The sequence below is a fragment of the Ensifer sp. D2-11 genome (assembly GCF_054161295.1).
The window spans coordinates 1,051,287-1,066,062 of record NZ_CP096433.1; the positions used below are offsets into that span (position 1 = coordinate 1,051,287).

Below are 14,776 nucleotides of genomic sequence, written 5' to 3' on the forward strand. Positions count from 1 at the left end.
GCAGCGATATGAAGAAGCTTGGCATGACAACGAACAGCTCGGGCGGGGCAGCGTTCTTCGCCGTGGCAATCACGGTGTCGGCTTTGGCCTCCAGCGCTGCCGTGGCGGCGGATTGCAAGAGCTCAGCCAGAGCCGGGATCGACTGGCAAGACTGCAACAAAAAGCAGATCATGCTTGGCGGCAGCGACCTTCCGGGGAGCAATCTGTTCAACACCGACTTCACGATGACCGACTTGCGCGGGGCCAATCTCACTTCCGCAAATCTCGAAAAGGCGACGCTCGTTCGCGCTTCGCTTGCCGGGGCGAGGGCGGACAAGGCGAATTTCAGCAGGGTCGAGGCCTATCGGGGCAATTTTTCAGCGATTTCTGCGGAAAACGCCTCCTTTGCGAGTGCGGAACTGCAGCGCACCGATTTTACCGGAGCGCGTCTAACAGGCGCCGACTTCGAGAAGGCGGAACTCGGGCGCGCCAATTTCGACAAGGCTGTGCTGACCGGCACGCGTTTTTCCATGGCCAATCTTTCGCGCGCCAAGCTGAGCGGTGCGGTGCTCGAAGGGCCGATCGATCTGGATCGGGCCTTTCTCTTTCTGACCAGGATAGAGGGCGTCGACCTTTCCAGCGCGTCCGGACTCACACAGGAGCAGGTCGATCTCACCTGCGGTGACGGCGCGACCAAACTGCCATCGGGTCTGGCCGCGCCCGGCAAATGGCCGTGCCCTCCCGACGACGATTGAATCGTCCAGGGCGGTTCAACGGTCAGCGTTCGGTGCTGCAAGCCCGGCGGATACAAGCCTGAGACCGGGTAGGGCGGCCTGTGACGACTCCGCGCCGGATCTCCGTTCCTGCCGACTGTCGTGCGCAGCCGCTTCGGCCAGCTCATAGCCGAGAGCCAAGGCAATTTTCTTCAGCATTTCGCGGGCGCGAAACTCGTGACGGGTGATGGCCTGGTTCTCGGTGACGTAGTAGGCGGCACTGACCGCCTCGATGAGATTGAGGGCCGCGAGATTGACGACGGCGTATGTCTCGGCGCGGATCACAGGGCGCCTCCGAACTGCTGGCGGGAATTGTGCGTACCGATCTGCCGCTGCACCTGGTTCGCATCGGCGCCGCTGCCGAACTCGCGCTCGCGATTGAGTGCGAAGAAGGCATCGTCGACGAGGTCCGTCGCGGGTTGAGCTTCACGCTGGAAAACATGTCCATCTGCACCAAGGTGCCAGGCGAGCGAAGCCAGGCTGGAATAGGCGGAGGAGAGAAAGCACTTGAGCGCCATCTGGTTCTGCGCGTCGCTTGAACGGAGGAAATCGGCGGCGAAGAGTTCGTCGACCTGGCCATGAAGATCGGATCTGATTCGGGGGAGGGACATGTGGGTCTTATTCTCCTCGATTGACTGCCGGCGTTTCTCCGCCGCGCAATTTTTCCCTGTGTTCACTTAACATTGCACCTGACACGATACATGTCAACACGTTTTGTGTTGAGTTGACCGCCGCATCGAGGATGTCGTCGAGGTGCCGTCCAAACGAAAGGAGATCGTAACGGAGTTCGTATCGCTCAGGCGTTGCCGGCGAGCGCGATATAATGGACCGAGTGAACGGTATTGGCTTCGAAGCGCAACTCCTTGTGAGGGTTGAACTGCTCGAGAACCAGTTCGGAGCTGTTGTGGCGCACGAATTTCTTGACATAGGCCAGCAGGGCGCCGCCTTCCTCCAGCCGAATCTGGGCGATCACATAGTCTCCCTTCCGGACGCGCCGGCTCGGATCGACGAAGCAGACCTCGCCGTCTTCGTAGCGCGGATACATCGAATCGCCTGAGACCGAGACCGCATAGGCGCCCGAGATATCCGAGAGTATCGGCGGCGCCATGACTTCGTACAACACATTGCCGTTCATTATGAATTCACCATCAACCCCGCCGACTGCCTGACCGAACACCGGGATCTTTTCCCCCTGGCCGATGACCTTGGCGCCGATCCGGGCGTTCGGTACGTCGATTTCGGTCATTGTCGAGCCAGGCGCCGAGCCTGCAGGGATTCGGCGGTCGGTGCCGGTCAGCAGCCAAAGCGGGTCGACGTTGAACTTGCGTCCGTAAACTTCGGCTTCGCTGAGTTCGAACTCATTCTGCCCATTCTCGTGGGCGCGATAGGTCGAGGCGACGATGCCCAAGGCATTCGCCGCGTCGGAGGCGAACCGATAGCCCGCTTTGACGCGCGCCTCGCGCAATCTTTCAGCTCTTTCGCTCATGACACGGACATAGCAATGTTGAGAACACAAATCATGTTGACAACACGACATTATAGGTGTCATTGATAAAGTCAAGTCGCGGCTGCGCTTGCTCCGTGACTGCTGGGAGCGCCGGAAAGGGAGTAGGAGAAGCGATGGTGGAGAATTCTGAACTGGCAAGGCAGATGCGGCACTATCTGGCCGTGCGGGAGCGGTTGGCCCGCCCGGGCGACGCGGCGGGCCGATCTGCTCGCATCAAAGAACTCGAAGGGCAGTTGGCCGACCTTGCTTCTGACAATGAAGCGAAAGGGCGGCGGATTGCGAGACTGGAAGCCGATCTTGCCGATGCGGGAGCCCGGCTGCTCGCGCAGGCCCGAATCCTGCTTGGCGGCCGCGATACCGGTGCGTCGAACGAGGACGGCGGCGACAGAGCGCCGATCGAGGAGATCGTTGCCGCCGTGCTCGAGGATTTTCCCGGTGTGAGCTGGGACGACATCATCAGCGTGCGCCGGGAGCGCCGGCTGGTGAAGCCGAGGCATGCCTGCATGCGCGCGGTCTATGAGCGCCGCCGGGATCTCTCGCTGGCGGGGATCGGCCGCATCTTCCATCGAGACCACACGACCGTGCTTGCGGTCGTGAATGATGGCGGTGCCGGAAGCGGAACAGCTTCCTGAGATGACACCTTCAGCCGGGCCTGGTGGCGGGCTCGCATTCCATATCCACCCTCAGTTCACCTCGGATACCGTCCCGTCCCGCTGCTTCACGGCTGGTCGTCCGCGACGGATGTCTCAATCACCACGCTCGAAAGGATTCCCATGTTGACCAAGGCCCAGAAATTGCGTGCAAAGCGCAAGGCACAACTCGGACGGCCGCGGAAGGCCAATGCCGAGCGCTTTGCCTGCGGCAAGATAAAGCCGGAGTGGTCCAAACAGGAAAGAGAAAAGGAAGCGATGGCGGTGGCGCTTGCAGCGCGCAAGCGCATGCATGGCCTCGAGACCAGAGGCGCCCTTGCCGGCTACACGCTCGGCCGGTTGTTTCTCGATGGTCGGATCACCGAGCAGCAGCGGGAGGCGGGCGACGACTACGCGGCCACGATGGTGCGCTATTATCATTTGACGGGCATTCCCTTTCCGAGCGTCAGGGCCCAGCAGATCGATCACGTAAGAGGGCACTCGGGCGAGCCAAGCGAGGCTCGCGCGTTGAAAGCGAGGAACGCGGCGGAGAGGATGATGCGGCTTGAAGGCCTGTTGCTCGGATGCGAGGAGGGGCGGCAGGTGAAAACCACCGTCTTCAATGTCTGCGTGATGGATTACGAAGGGTTAAGAATGATGCCGGAAGCCCAATTGGATTGGCTGAAGCGGGGCCTGAATGTCCTGCTCTTTGAAAAGGGCTTGCGTCAATATGGGAAGAAGGATAATTCGTTTACTCCATGATAGGAATATTATCCTTATCATGCGCCGCGCAAGAATGCCGGGCATGCCGTTGTCCCAAAACCGCTGCACTTTTGGGCGATTGAGGTTAAATGCTTTCAATGGATCCGCCTCGAACGAGCATGTCGAGGCGGATCGTTTTCTCCGAGCAGAAAGAAGGTGAGGTCCGTGAAAGCTTCAGCAACGCTCGCCTTAGCGGTGATTGCCGCAGCGATAGGTATGATACCGGCACAAGCCCAGACGTGCAGCACGGGAATTTGCGCCGGTCGTCCCGCGGGCAGCAGCAACCACAATCTCTTCATCGAGAGGGAATACCGCGACTTCCTGCAACAGCGATATCCGAACTACGGCTCCCGCTATCGCGGCAGGGCTCCTGATATCGGCATAGGCCCCGGTGCGACGGTAGGAGGACCTTTGCCCGGAGCGGTGGACAGATCGCGCCTGCGCCAGAGGCAAAGGGTGCAGTTCGACGCCAATGCGCATCTTCGCTGGTGCCAGGAGCGCTACGCCTCGTATCGCTTGTCGGACGATACGTTTCAGCCCTTTGATGGCGCACGCCGGCGGTGCAACTCACCTTACAATTGACGTGCTGGACAATTGCCGTGCTGGGAATGCCTCAGCGTGTGTTCCGCAGAAGCTTCATGGCGACGTAAGCCGCGGACTGTGCCAGAAGCTGGGTACTGAACTGACCCTCCGCCGGATAAGTGACGCCGCGATAGCTGAGCACGAAGGCCCAGCGCCCGTTCGTCCGCTTCTCGACCTTAATTTCGCCGTCAGGTTTGTTATCTGAGTTCAACGCAGGCTTCCTCGATCGTCGTGCCGTGCCGGAAACCGCCGGCGCGAGTAACTTGCGCATCCGGCGGCGAAAGGCAAGGGCTCACGTCGACCCGGCAGCTAGTCCAGACCAGTGCTGGTGAACGCCCTGTTTTGACGACTGTCATTCAACCGCTTGCGCAGGGCCGAAACGCTCCATGACGAACGAAGTCTGGATGCCGCCCTGGAGGCGGTCGGTCTTCTCGAGTTTTACGGTGGCGAACTGGTTGGACGATTCAGGTGTGCGCTGCCAGGCGGTTGTGACAAATAGGCCTGCACCGACGATAAAGCCGATGGCGACATAGATCCAATGATTGCGCATGGACAAAGCTCCTTCTCTCGGGAAGGCAAAATGCATCGCGGGCAGCTGTGGTTCCCCGGAACGACCGGAATGCGGGACTAAAATTCAGTCTTTAAAAATAAGCGTTCAAAGCAATGTGTTCTCGCCTCGGCACGCAGCGCCACCCGACATCGAGCACCGATGGCGAATTTGTTGCTGCCTTTCCTGCGAGGCATTATTAGTATCGGAGTATATACCCTAGCCCTTGAGCATCAGCCTGGTTGGATTGAAGCAGAGGCCAATGTCTTATGCAAGGAAATTATAATATACATTTGTACAACAAAATTTGAGTAGCCTCTTTCGGGCTGCGCGCGGCCGCAGCAGACGAACTCACCTTCTGCGGTCCGCTGTAGGACATAGAAATGATTTCCCGTGGGTAATTCGAAAAACCACCGCGGTTCACGTGACGAAGGCTTGCGCACCGAGGGGCAGTTGCGCTATTCCATAAATCAAGGATAGGAATTTTATCCTCTTCCGGCTTCAGCAACGGTTTAGTTCTGTAGAGGCGACCTCGGAAACGTCAGACGGTCCCCTCGGCGCGACGTGCTCCTCACTTCCAATTCATGGTTCACGGCGATGCTGCGCGTTCCAAGACGCCGCGGCGCCGTGTGCGGCCGGCGATGCGCCTGCCGCGTCTCCCGAATCCGCAAGGCGGACTCTGGGCGAAGACGCGTAGACCCCCAACCTCGCATGATGCAGGCGCCAGCGGCGCCGGGCGAGTGGCGGCATCGCCGGCCGCAAATACTTGATCCAGCACATTACCAGGAGAACGCAAATATTCACGAGGAGAAGTTCATGAGTGAACGGAAAGGGCAAGCCGGCAGGGCTGTGCCGAAAGGTAAGATCGAGCGTTATAGACTGACGGCGGAGAATCCCGGCTTTCTCAATCCTGAGGATGCCAAAGCTTACGCCGAAAGCTTCTCGAAGCGGCCCTATACGGGCCTAATGCCTATTTGCCTGAGGGACCAAGAAAGCCCTCGGGAAGGCTCTCCAAAGATCCGCGCGACGAAGATGCCAATGCGCCCGGGCCGAGGGTAGGGCAGAGTGGTTTGCAGAAGAACCTTGAGGACGTGAAGAACGAATTGAAGTTTCTCTTGCCGAAGGTCTCCAACGAAGCTGGGCTGGCAGAACTGAACAGCATTATTTCCTCGATCCAAGCCGTTCAGGACCTAACTGACGATAATCGGCGTAAATGGCTTTACGAGTATCCCTATCGCAACCAACCGAATTTCTATGACGAGCAGAAGGAAACGTTCGGTAATTTTGGTGTTCCTTCCGGACGTCTGATTACGCAGGATGAGGATCCGTGGCAGAAAGGGCAGATCAGCGCTCCTCTTGGGCCAACGATGACACTTAAACAGGCGTTATCGAGATGGAAAGAATAGGCGGCATCCAGCATGCTTTCCTAACGGAGCCGTTTACAGAGGCTTGGCTTCGGTGACCGAAGCCGGTTGGCCCAGGTACTCGATGGCTATGACCAGTTCGCCGAAGTGCATTTGCCCCGGTTCGCCCGATATTCTCGGGGTGTAGTAAAGAGGAACGACGCGGGGACGCCCGCTCCAGAGGCGCAGCGCGGGAAAACCAGTGCGGGTCACACAGCAGGCATCCTGCTGCGAGGGGTCGGTCCAAAAGCTGAGCGAATACGAGGAGGCCGTCATCTCCCGCAACCGGATCACGTGCTCACCGATCGGCACGAAACAATCATCTTCTCCACCGCACCAGCCGGTCGTGTGCTCGAAGCTCCTGTTGGCCATTTGAAGCCAGGCTTTCACGAAGTAGCGCGGTTCGCGCGGCTCCCCCGCAAAGGCGGAGACCGTCGAGGCGGCAATAATAAAGGCGGTGGCAAAAGTTTCGGCGCATGTTCCCCCCCGGTGTGGCGGTTAACTTTTCGATAATCGCGGTGGTGCAGTCCCGTTGCACCTCATCTGATCCGCGATTCTGGCGCAATTATGGATTGTATACGATGGAAATAATTTGCAGAAGTTGCGGGCGTATGTTGCCGGCCCCGGGATAACGACGAGCGGAGAAGTTCTTAATGAATGATCAAAGCGCCACGCCGGGAGCGGAAGCGCCGGACGACGCGGCGGGAACGCCGGCTGCGAGAGGTGAGGGCAGTCCGTTGGGAGGCAGCTTTCTGGGAGCCGTGCAGGCGGACTTCGCCCGGCATGGTGTCAACGTCATCGCTCGTATTCGCGAGGAGAAGCCGGAAGCCTATCTGAAGCTCGTCGCGTCGGTTCTGCCGAAGGACCTGAGTGCCGCAACCGGCGGGGTTGACGATTTGTCGGACGAACAGATCATCGACCGGATCCGCGCGCTGGACGCTGCGATTCGGCCTTTGCTTTCACTAAGGAAGAGGGCAGGCGGCCTGCGAAAGCGCGTGCCGCCTGCGAAAAGGTAACTTATAGGGCATATACACATCTGATCCTCTCGCGGGACCATTGCCTTGGGGCACGCAATAAACGGTTTGACCTTCGCATGCCCAAAACGATGCCGCGGACGAACGCAGAAGCGGAGGCGAGGGCCGCCGCATATATTCTCCCCCACAAGGGGGGAGACGACAAGCGGCTTGACCTTCACCTATGAATCTCAACAGGCCTCAGTTTAGTGAGTCGGCGCTACCCTTGCCGAAACCGACGCTTCGCTGCTCGAGAAGATGATGACCGCAAAGAGCAGAACGCCGGCGAAGGCGATGAGCGACGATATGGCGACGATCGGCTCCACGGCAGTGTTTCCGGAGAGCAGCAGGTAAAGCGATGGGATAAGCATGGTCACGCCGAAGGTGTAGACGGCGTACTGTATCATGGCCAGCCGTCTTGCCGCCTTTTGAGGATTGAGCGCGTGATAGCCGCCGAAAATCGCCATGGTTACCCAACCGAGCAGATTAGCGTGAGCATGGGCCCCCGTTGCGGCATGGTTGCCTGTGATCGACATGTGCAGGCCGATCGAAATGCCGAGGATCAAAAAAACAATCGCCGTTCTGAAATAAAGATTTGCAATACGTGGCATCGGTTTCCCCTCCGAGAAAACGAGAAAATTAGCATGATCTCACGCATATGAGAACATCTAGATAAAAGGGCCTTTCGCGCGGCCTCGCTGTTCCTGATGTGACAACTCGGAAAATGAAGACCGGGCTTCGAAGGAAACTGCGCCTTCTGATTGAGTGTTGCCCATATATGGGTCGCGAGGGGCGTGGAACATATTCTGCCTTTTCGCATTCGGTAGAATGAACGATGTGCTTTGTAGCGCACCCACGACTTTGGAGGCGCGCAAAAGTCGCTGCAGAAACTCGGTTTGGCGCGTGATTTCGTTCGCGGAAATTTCGATTGTGCAAGGGAGAACCGCAATATGCTTGGCACCGTCCTCCTCATTATTCTGATCCTGCTTTTGATCGGCGCCTTTCCGGCCTGGCCCTACTCGTCCGGCTGGGGTTACGGCCCTTCGGGAATTCTCGGCGTTCTGGTCGTGGTCCTGTTGATCTTGCTCTTGATGGGCAGAATCTGAAGGCCCGAGACAAACAGAGCCGATTTCACCAACTCGCGCCGTCGATGAGGCGGTGCGGGATATCTTCCCAGACCGAACGCTCGAAGACGCGCATGTTGACCCCCATGCGCCGTGAGCTGCGGCCGACCGGCGACCAGTGGGTTATGCAGCCGCAAACGCCGCAGTGATGCATGGTCAGGGTCCTGTCGCCTTGGACATATCCGACGAGCTTTTTCTCAGGATCGGTGATGCTGACCTCGCTGGAAGGATAATAGCCCCAAAGCGTGCCGAGCCTGCTGCAGAGCGAGCAGTTGCAATCGCCGAGCGTTTCGGGGCGGACGGGGACCGCGACGCGGACCGCCCTGCAATGGCAATGGCCTTCGATCATGATTTTCTCCCATCGGCGCTACGTATGTCAGCGGCAATGCGGACATTATTGATCTTATTCCGGCGCAGTCCAGCAAAGACGAAGCTAAGCTTACGCCGGCTACGACGGCAATTCGCAGCATATAGAGGCATGATCACGGATGAGCGTATCCAACCCATCCGAGGGGACCATTGCGTCCGGCCTTTCCGCGATGCTCAGGGAACAGATGCTGCTGATGGCGGAGCTCCACAGGCGGAAACGAACGAATATCCTCGCCGGTTACCGGCCCTATGCCAAGCAGCGGGAGTTCCATGCGGCGGGCGCGGCCTTTCGCGAGCGGCTGTTCATGGCCGGCAACCAGCTCGGCAAGACGCTGGCCGGCGCAGCGGAGGCGGCGATGCATCTGACCGGGCGCTATCCCGACTGGTGGCAGGGCCGGCGGTTCGACCGGCCGATCGTCATGCTGGCGGGCTCGGAATCCTATGAATTGACCCGCGACGGCGTGCAACGGCTGCTGATCGGCCCGCCACTGAATGAGGAGGAGTGGGGCACCGGATTTCTCCCGAAGGCGGCGATCAAGGCGACGACACGCCGCGCCGGTGCTTCCGGTGCGCTCGACAGCGTGACGGTGCGGCATGTTTCGGGCAGAGCCTCGACCCTGCTCTTCAAGGCCTACGAACAGGGGCGCGCCAAATGGCAGGCTAATACCGTGGATTATGTCTGGTTCGACGAGGAGCCGCCCGAAGACGTCTATTTCGAGGGGATCACCCGCACCAATGCAACGCGCGGCGCGATCGCGGTCACCTTTACGCCACTCAGGGGCCTGAGCGCGGTCGTGGCCAGGTACCTCATGGAAAAATCGCCGGACCGCGCGGTCATCACCATGACGATCGAGGATGCTGAGCACTATACGCCGCAGGAGCGCCAAAGGGTGATCGACAGCTACCCCGCCCATGAGCGCGAGGCGCGCACCAGGGGCGTGCCGGCGCTCGGATCCGGCAGGATCTTTCCCGTGACAGAGGAGAGCATTCGTATCGATCCCTTTGAAATCCCGAAGCATTGGGTGCAGATCGGCGGGCTCGACTTCGGCTGGGACCATCCTTTCGCGGCGGCGGGCTGTGCCTGGGACCGGGACGCGGACGTATTCCATGTCACGAAAATCTATCGCGAGCGGGAGGCGACGCCGATCATCCATGCGGCGGCACTGAAACCCTGGGGCGCGGCGATGCCCTGGACTTGGCCGCATGACGGATTGCAGCACGACAAGGGCAGCGGCGAGCAACTGGCGGCGCAATACCGCGCACATGGGCATCTGATGGGTACGGGGCCGAACACCAAGGGACAAGGCCCTTCGCTCGATATTCGTGGGAATATAGTGCCCTGGAACAGCCCTGATGCACACTGGCCGATGAGGAAATGAAATGAACGTCGACGTTTTCTTGAGATCGATCCATCTGGACGACCGCGCCTGCAAGGCCATCGTGCTTGACGGATGGAAGGATGAGGTCAAGATCCAGATGAACGCGGTATCTCGCATTCGGTCGGGCACGTGGAACTACAGTGAAGATATCCTTGATGGGTTCCTCGTTTTCGAAGGGGTCGATCACGTTTCCTTCGACCCTCCCGGTAGAATTCCGAACGACGAAATCGGCGCAATCGAGTTTCTGGGCTATGATGGCGACCGTTTCACGGTCGTTGTCGATATCGGCTCCGGATATGAGCTCGGAAACTACGTAAACGTGAAAACGACCATCCGGGCGAAGGCCGTGGCGATAGAGAAGCCAGGCGAAGAGGGCGCGCGGATTCGGGAATAGCAGAGGCGAACCTTCGCCACAGGGTGCCGAGGGACCTTGTCCCTGAAATCGAAGAGCGCGGCGAAGGCATGCATCACCCCGGCCGCTATTCTCGGCTTTGGCCGGGGTCTTTCACGAGCCACCCAAAATCAAATGCCTCCGCATCATCCGGTGCTTGCCGGTGTGGCCGATGCACGCTGGAATTTCACCGCCAGAAAGGTTCTCCGATGGCCGCAATGACCGATGAACGCCTGTCCGCACTCGTCAGCCGGCTGGTGAAGGACTGCGAGGATTACCGGGACGAGCTGGCGGTCGATCGCATCAAGGCGATGGAATATTACGACGGCACGATGAAAGACGTGCCGGCGGATGCCAACCGCTCCAAGGTGGTCTCGCGCGATGTGCGGGCGGCCATCAAGAAGGTGCTGCCCTCGCTGATCCGGACCATACTCGGCAACGACAAGGTGGTGGAATTCGCGCCTGTCGACCAGGGCGACGAGGCGGCCGCCGACCAGGCGACCGACTATATCAACCATGTCGTCTTTCCCGAAAGCGACGGCTACGACGCGGTGCAGGACGCGGCGCATGATGCGCTGAAGCTCAGGAACGGCGTGATCCGCTGGTGGTACGAGAAGCAGACTTCGGTTGCGGTCTCGACCCATACCGGTCTGGACGAAGCGGCACTCGTCCAGCTCGTTGGCGACGACGAGGTGGATGTGCTGGAACGGTCGCAAACGGTCGAACGGATCGAAACGCCGCTGGGGCCGGTGGAGCAGCCGAGCTATGGGGAAGCAAAAAGCTCCAAGCCCTCCGGATCCGAACAAGACGGCCTCGGCACAGACGGCAACCAATATCGGCACGGCAATTGCCAACCAGACGCTCGGCAATGTCAACCAGGTGACGCCCGACGGCAGCCTGACCTATTCCAAGACCGGCAGCACCAAGTGGACGGATCCGCTGAACGGCAAGGAATATGACCTGCCGACCTATACGGCAACGCAAACGCTTTCGCCCGAGCAGCAGGCCATCAAGAACCAGACCGACGCCGCCGAACTGAACATGGCGACGCTTGCCAGCACCCAATCGGGCAAGCTCAACACTCTGCTCGGCAGTCAACTCGACATCTCCAAGGCGCCGGCGGGGGGAAGCGCGAGCGCAATCGGGCTGCCGCAGTACCAGAGCTTCACGAGCGGCCCGCAGCTTCAGACCGGCCTTGGCAATTACGGCAACGTGCAAAGCTCGATCGCCGGAGCCGGTCCCATCCGGACGGGCCTTGGAAACACCGGCAACGTGCAGACGGGGCTCGCCGGCGCCGGTAATGTGCAAAACGCGATCGCGAGCGCCGGTCCCATTCAGAACCAGGTTGCAAATGCCGGCCAGATCCAGACCTCGCTTGGCAATGCAGGCGACATCGCCAGGTCCTATGCCTTCGATATCGACGCCGCGAAATACGAACAGGCGTTGCTCGACCGGCTGAACCCGCAACTCGAGCGGGACCGGGCGGCGCTCGAAACGAAGCTCATCTTCGGTGGGAATACGGGCGAGACGCCGGAGTCCATCAAGCGCAAGCGTGATCTCGCCATGGCAATCATGGGCGCATCGAGAGCTCCACGGAATGTCGGCGAGGGCCTGAACGCGCTCGGTTCGGGGATTGTGGCCGGGGTCATGAACCGCAGGGCCGACAAGGCCGAGAAGGCCGGCCGGGCCGGTGCCGACGGTGTGTTCCAAGGCATTGTGAACAGGATCACCGGTCAAGCGCCGGATGCCGGCGCTTCGGGCATGGTTCCACCGGACGGAGGGAACGGCGCGGGTGTTGGCGTGTCTTCCAGGCCCGATGACCCGCGCGTCGGGTCAACGATCGACTTCGCGCGAGGTGGGGCAAGCGGTTCGCCTGCGGTCAACATGAGCGGGCACGATATCTATACCAGCTTCATGGACACGGTTGACAACACCATCACCAACCCATTTGGCCTTGCCGCTGTGGCCGCGACCGGAAAAGCGGAAAGCCGCTTCTCTCCGAGGAACGTAAACCGGACGTGGAGCGATCCGAGCGAGAGCGGGCAGGCCGGAACGGCTGGCGGCATCATGTCCTGGCGCGGGCAGAGGCTGGCGAACCTGCAAACCTATGCCGCATCGAAAGGCGAGCAGGGCAAAGGATCTCCGCAGACACAGGCCGAATTCCTTCTGCGTGAGGATCCGAACCTCATCATGGCGCTGAACAATGCGAAGAGCGTCGAGGAAGCGCAGAGGATCATCAACCGGGCTTGGAAGTTCGCCGGCTGGAACCGTCCCGGCGGCGAGGCTGCTGAGCGGCTGGCTACGGCGAATGCCTTCCTGCCCAATTTTCAGGGCAAGGAAACCCCGCAGGAGGTTATCAACCTTGGTCCGTCGATCCGGATGCCGCCACAGACCGCTACCGGCAAAGTCAATACTGGTGGGGCGAGCGCTCCGTCAGTCTCGCTTTCGGAAGGAGTCGCCTTCGAGCAGACGCCCGAGTATCGGGCCCAATTTCCCGGCATGAAAGCACCACAGGGCGTCCCCGCGCAGTTCCAAGGCTCCCGGCAGCTCGTCAATGCCCAGGGCGGCATCATGCCAGCCCTCATGGGCGGCACACCGGCCTCGCCGGAGCAGGTCGCACGGGCACAGGCGATGGGCCAGCAGCAGCCGCAGGCGCCGCAAGGTCCCAATCAGATGGAACTCCTTCAGGGCCTCGGCAACCCGTTCCTGAGCGCGGAGCAACGCGCCGTTCTGCAGGCGCTCTACCAGCAGCAGGTACAGCAGCAGGAGAGCGCCCGCGAGCAAGCGTGAAATTTGCCCTGCGTGATCTTCAGGAATTTCTTGATGACGCCGTATCGCCGTCTATGGCGTCCGATGTCCTGCCAGCATGCCAACAGGTTTGCCAGCAATACCGCAATTTCTTGTTGCTTGAGAGTGCTGCGATAGGTGCCGGGGAAGACGGGGCCCTCGGGCTGATCTCTCCCGCGCGTCTTCGGCAGGCGACCGTGACGACGCAGGGCCGCCGGAACTATGTGACAGGGAAGGCGACTTTGACGAACTTGCCCGATCCGGGCTCTTCTTAACCCACTACCTCAGAGTGGGACAGCCCCGCGGGTGAATGCTCCCACGACCGGTGGCGGTCTCGGGTGCTTGGAGCGGGCGCCGGCGCTGCCGGAGGCGGCGCATGTGCTGCGATTATTGGATCTATTCTGGGCACTGCTGCACCTTATGCAGCAGCAAGGGCGCTTATGACTTCTCCCGTTCAGGCTCTTTTAGCAAACCGACTTCTCGCCCAAGCGCCTAGTAGCCGTTTTGAGGCCCTGATAGGCCGAGGAGCCGACGACCAAGACCGAGGAGTGCGTTTGCCAGTCGGTAGCGTACCAAGCCGCCATACCCCCAAGGACTCCGACGGCGAGGCTGTCAGCCTCCATTCGAATTCGATCGAAGCGACATGATGGCCCAGAAGACGGCCGCCTGAACCGGTTTCCAACCCATAATTTTCCCTCAACCCGGTTGAGGGAATGAATCGCCGGTTCGTTGTTTTAGTCGTCGTCGTCATGCAGAGGCAGATAGCCGTGGTCTATCAGCCAGTCGCGGAGGATCACGATAAACACCTCGTCGCCGTAAATGTCCTGTTCTTCGGCAAAGGCGTAAACAGCGGATTCGAGCTCAGGAGAATTTTCATCTCTCCTCCTCAGGCCGCCGCGCTGTTTTGGGCCGCGATCTTTTCAACAAGGTCTGGAGCGGCTTCTATCGTCTGAAGGAGGAGACGGCCGGCCGGATCGGGTTTGCGTCGGCCTTGTTCCCAATTGTTGATCGTCGCGGCGGGTATGCCGAAGCGGCGCTCGAATTCCTTTGCAGATTTCGCAACACGCTTGCGAATGGCGCGGATACGTTCAATGGGCATGGGGTCGACGTTACGGACCTCGAGCGGGACTTCACCGCGCTTCCATGCCAGAGCTTCACGAAGGCCCTCTTCCAGGGCCTTGCCGAGATCGGTGCGCTCAGTCATCGTTCAACTCCTTAATCAAGGCGAGCAGGGCCTTGCGATCTTCTGAAGACAAGTCAGCTTTCTCATTCTTGGCGTACGCAGTCAGCATCAAAGCGGCATCATCCGCCAGCATCATGAAGTAGATAGCCCGACCGCCGCCCCGCTTGCCGCGGTTGTGGAGACCAAAACGTATTTTGCGGATGCCGCTCAACCCTTGGACCACGTCACCTGCGGTCGGGTTGCTGGCGATCATCCGGTCAATGGCATCCGCCTCTGCACTCGTCGCACCAATGCGTTTGAGGTCTTTCAGGTAACGTTTGGTGCGAACGATTTTCATGAATATGATTT

General features: G+C 59.9%; 19 protein-coding genes and 2 pseudogenes. 11 read left to right on the forward strand and 10 right to left on the reverse strand.

Going from position 1 to position 14,776, the window contains the following annotated elements:
* Positions 1-8: 8 nt before the first annotated feature.
* A complete protein-coding gene (locus M1D34_RS05000; protein WP_003530025.1) occupies positions 9-734 on the forward strand; it encodes a pentapeptide repeat-containing protein in 726 nt (241 codons plus the stop codon).
* 15 nt (positions 735-749) lie between these two features.
* On the opposite strand, the gene M1D34_RS05005 is transcribed toward M1D34_RS05000, so the two are convergent.
* The 3 genes from M1D34_RS05005 to M1D34_RS05015 form a co-directional block, all read right to left on the reverse strand.
* Complete coding sequence (locus M1D34_RS05005; protein WP_027989363.1) at positions 750-1,037, reverse strand: hypothetical protein; 288 nt, start codon at positions 1,035-1,037, stop codon at positions 750-752.
* Entirely contained in the window at positions 1,034-1,363 is a 330-nt protein-coding gene (locus tag M1D34_RS05010) for a hypothetical protein (RefSeq protein ID WP_498780983.1), read from the reverse strand. Before M1D34_RS05010 ends, M1D34_RS05005 begins: the two co-directional genes overlap by 4 nt.
* 185 nt (positions 1,364-1,548) lie before the next feature.
* Positions 1,549-2,238, reverse strand: coding sequence for an XRE family transcriptional regulator (locus M1D34_RS05015; RefSeq protein WP_498780985.1), 690 nt, complete (start codon positions 2,236-2,238; stop codon positions 1,549-1,551).
* A 134-nt stretch (positions 2,239-2,372) separates the two neighbouring features.
* On the opposite strand from M1D34_RS05015, the gene M1D34_RS05020 reads away from it, so the two are divergent.
* From M1D34_RS05020 to M1D34_RS05030, 3 genes are all read left to right on the forward strand, one after another.
* Positions 2,373-2,891 carry a helix-turn-helix domain-containing protein gene (locus tag M1D34_RS05020; protein ID WP_498780987.1) on the forward strand — a complete coding sequence of 173 codons (519 nt, stop codon included), beginning with the start codon at positions 2,373-2,375 and terminating at the stop codon, positions 2,889-2,891.
* Positions 2,892-3,032: 141 nt separating this feature from the next.
* On the forward strand, positions 3,033-3,650 hold the full coding sequence (locus tag M1D34_RS05025; RefSeq protein WP_498780989.1) for a hypothetical protein: 618 nt from the start codon (positions 3,033-3,035) through the stop codon (positions 3,648-3,650).
* Between the two features lie 216 nt (positions 3,651-3,866).
* Complete coding sequence (locus M1D34_RS05030; protein WP_003530035.1) at positions 3,867-4,232, forward strand: BA14K family protein; 366 nt, start codon at positions 3,867-3,869, stop codon at positions 4,230-4,232.
* 31 nt (positions 4,233-4,263) lie between these two features.
* Here M1D34_RS05030 and M1D34_RS05035 read toward each other — a convergent pair whose 3' ends face one another.
* Together M1D34_RS05035 and M1D34_RS05040 are read right to left on the reverse strand one after the other, a co-directional pair.
* Positions 4,264-4,443, reverse strand: a complete 180-nt coding sequence (locus tag M1D34_RS05035; protein WP_003530036.1) for a hypothetical protein — start codon at positions 4,441-4,443, stop codon at positions 4,264-4,266.
* 141 nt (positions 4,444-4,584) lie between these two features.
* On the reverse strand, positions 4,585-4,782 hold the full coding sequence (locus M1D34_RS05040) for a membrane protein (RefSeq protein WP_010969644.1): 198 nt from the start codon (positions 4,780-4,782) through the stop codon (positions 4,585-4,587).
* Positions 4,783-5,849: 1,067 nt separating this feature from the next.
* On the opposite strand from M1D34_RS05040, the gene M1D34_RS05045 reads away from it, so the two are divergent.
* A complete protein-coding gene (locus M1D34_RS05045) occupies positions 5,850-6,185 on the forward strand; it encodes a hypothetical protein (protein ID WP_498780992.1) in 336 nt (111 codons plus the stop codon).
* Between the two features lie 33 nt (positions 6,186-6,218).
* Here the strand turns inward: M1D34_RS05045 and M1D34_RS05050 are convergent, their stop codons facing one another.
* Positions 6,219-6,632: a hypothetical protein gene (locus M1D34_RS05050; RefSeq protein WP_498781694.1), complete on the reverse strand. Its 414-nt coding sequence runs from the start codon at positions 6,630-6,632 to the stop codon at positions 6,219-6,221.
* A gap of 203 nt (positions 6,633-6,835) precedes the next feature.
* Here M1D34_RS05050 and M1D34_RS05055 point away from each other — a divergent pair, with 203 nt between their 5' ends.
* Positions 6,836-7,198, forward strand: coding sequence for a hypothetical protein (locus M1D34_RS05055; RefSeq protein ID WP_003530040.1), 363 nt, complete (start codon positions 6,836-6,838; stop codon positions 7,196-7,198).
* Between the two features lie 203 nt (positions 7,199-7,401).
* Here the strand turns inward: M1D34_RS05055 and M1D34_RS05060 are convergent, their stop codons facing one another.
* Positions 7,402-7,806, reverse strand: a complete 405-nt coding sequence (locus tag M1D34_RS05060; protein ID WP_010969643.1) for a hypothetical protein — start codon at positions 7,804-7,806, stop codon at positions 7,402-7,404.
* Positions 7,807-8,145: 339 nt separating this feature from the next.
* Between M1D34_RS05060 and M1D34_RS05065 the strand changes: the two genes are divergently transcribed.
* Positions 8,146-8,301, forward strand: a complete 156-nt coding sequence (locus M1D34_RS05065) for a DUF3309 family protein (RefSeq protein WP_010969642.1) — start codon at positions 8,146-8,148, stop codon at positions 8,299-8,301.
* Between the two features lie 25 nt (positions 8,302-8,326).
* Here the strand turns inward: M1D34_RS05065 and M1D34_RS05070 are convergent, their stop codons facing one another.
* Positions 8,327-8,668 carry a GFA family protein gene (locus tag M1D34_RS05070; protein WP_153313937.1) on the reverse strand — a complete coding sequence of 114 codons (342 nt, stop codon included), beginning with the start codon at positions 8,666-8,668 and terminating at the stop codon, positions 8,327-8,329.
* Between the two features lie 139 nt (positions 8,669-8,807).
* Between M1D34_RS05070 and M1D34_RS05075 the strand changes: the two are divergent.
* From M1D34_RS05075 to M1D34_RS05090, 4 genes and pseudogenes are all read left to right on the forward strand, one after another.
* Positions 8,808-9,956, forward strand: a pseudogene (locus M1D34_RS05075) (terminase large subunit domain-containing protein); the annotation flags it as partial.
* A 112-nt stretch (positions 9,957-10,068) separates the two neighbouring features.
* On the forward strand, positions 10,069-10,461 hold the full coding sequence (locus tag M1D34_RS05080) for a DUF6258 family protein (protein WP_498780996.1): 393 nt from the start codon (positions 10,069-10,071) through the stop codon (positions 10,459-10,461).
* 206 nt (positions 10,462-10,667) lie between these two features.
* Positions 10,668-11,225: pseudogene (locus tag M1D34_RS05085) on the forward strand (portal protein); the annotation flags it as partial.
* Positions 11,224-13,248: a phage tail tip lysozyme gene (locus tag M1D34_RS05090; RefSeq protein WP_498780998.1), complete on the forward strand. Its 2,025-nt coding sequence runs from the start codon at positions 11,224-11,226 to the stop codon at positions 13,246-13,248. The pseudogene M1D34_RS05085 and the gene M1D34_RS05090, both read left to right, overlap by 2 nt.
* Before the next feature lie 883 nt (positions 13,249-14,131).
* Here M1D34_RS05090 and M1D34_RS05095 read toward each other — a convergent pair.
* Together M1D34_RS05095 and M1D34_RS05100 are read right to left on the reverse strand one after the other, a co-directional pair.
* The gene (locus tag M1D34_RS05095) at positions 14,132-14,449 is read right to left on the reverse strand and encodes a helix-turn-helix domain-containing protein (protein WP_003530057.1); all 318 of its coding nucleotides are present in this window, start codon (positions 14,447-14,449) and stop codon (positions 14,132-14,134) included.
* Complete coding sequence (locus M1D34_RS05100) at positions 14,442-14,765, reverse strand: type II toxin-antitoxin system RelE/ParE family toxin (protein ID WP_003530058.1); 324 nt, start codon at positions 14,763-14,765, stop codon at positions 14,442-14,444. The genes M1D34_RS05095 and M1D34_RS05100 overlap by 8 nt, the downstream gene beginning before the upstream one ends.
* Between the last annotated feature and the right edge of the window lie 11 nt (positions 14,766-14,776).

Coding starts and splice junctions, on each gene's coding strand:
- M1D34_RS05015 (WP_498780985.1), bottom strand. CDS start 2,238: ATGAGCGAAAGAGCTGAAAGATTGCGCGAGGCGCGCGTCAAAGCGGGC.
- M1D34_RS05060 (WP_010969643.1), bottom strand. CDS start 7,806: ATGCCACGTATTGCAAATCTTTATTTCAGAACGGCGATTGTTTTTTTG.
- M1D34_RS05030 (WP_003530035.1), top strand. CDS start 3,867: ATGATACCGGCACAAGCCCAGACGTGCAGCACGGGAATTTGCGCCGGT.
- M1D34_RS05010 (WP_498780983.1), bottom strand. CDS start 1,363: ATGTCCCTCCCCCGAATCAGATCCGATCTTCATGGCCAGGTCGACGAA.
- M1D34_RS05090 (WP_498780998.1), top strand. CDS start 11,224: ATGGGGAAGCAAAAAGCTCCAAGCCCTCCGGATCCGAACAAGACGGCC.
- M1D34_RS05095 (WP_003530057.1), bottom strand. CDS start 14,449: ATGACTGAGCGCACCGATCTCGGCAAGGCCCTGGAAGAGGGCCTTCGT.
- M1D34_RS05055 (WP_003530040.1), top strand. CDS start 6,836: ATGAATGATCAAAGCGCCACGCCGGGAGCGGAAGCGCCGGACGACGCG.
- M1D34_RS05070 (WP_153313937.1), bottom strand. CDS start 8,668: ATGATCGAAGGCCATTGCCATTGCAGGGCGGTCCGCGTCGCGGTCCCC.
- M1D34_RS05025 (WP_498780989.1), top strand. CDS start 3,033: ATGTTGACCAAGGCCCAGAAATTGCGTGCAAAGCGCAAGGCACAACTC.
- M1D34_RS05000 (WP_003530025.1), top strand. CDS start 9: ATGAAGAAGCTTGGCATGACAACGAACAGCTCGGGCGGGGCAGCGTTC.
- M1D34_RS05040 (WP_010969644.1), bottom strand. CDS start 4,782: ATGCGCAATCATTGGATCTATGTCGCCATCGGCTTTATCGTCGGTGCA.
- M1D34_RS05080 (WP_498780996.1), top strand. CDS start 10,069: ATGAACGTCGACGTTTTCTTGAGATCGATCCATCTGGACGACCGCGCC.
- M1D34_RS05065 (WP_010969642.1), top strand. CDS start 8,146: ATGCTTGGCACCGTCCTCCTCATTATTCTGATCCTGCTTTTGATCGGC.
- M1D34_RS05100 (WP_003530058.1), bottom strand. CDS start 14,765: ATGAAAATCGTTCGCACCAAACGTTACCTGAAAGACCTCAAACGCATT.
- M1D34_RS05020 (WP_498780987.1), top strand. CDS start 2,373: ATGGTGGAGAATTCTGAACTGGCAAGGCAGATGCGGCACTATCTGGCC.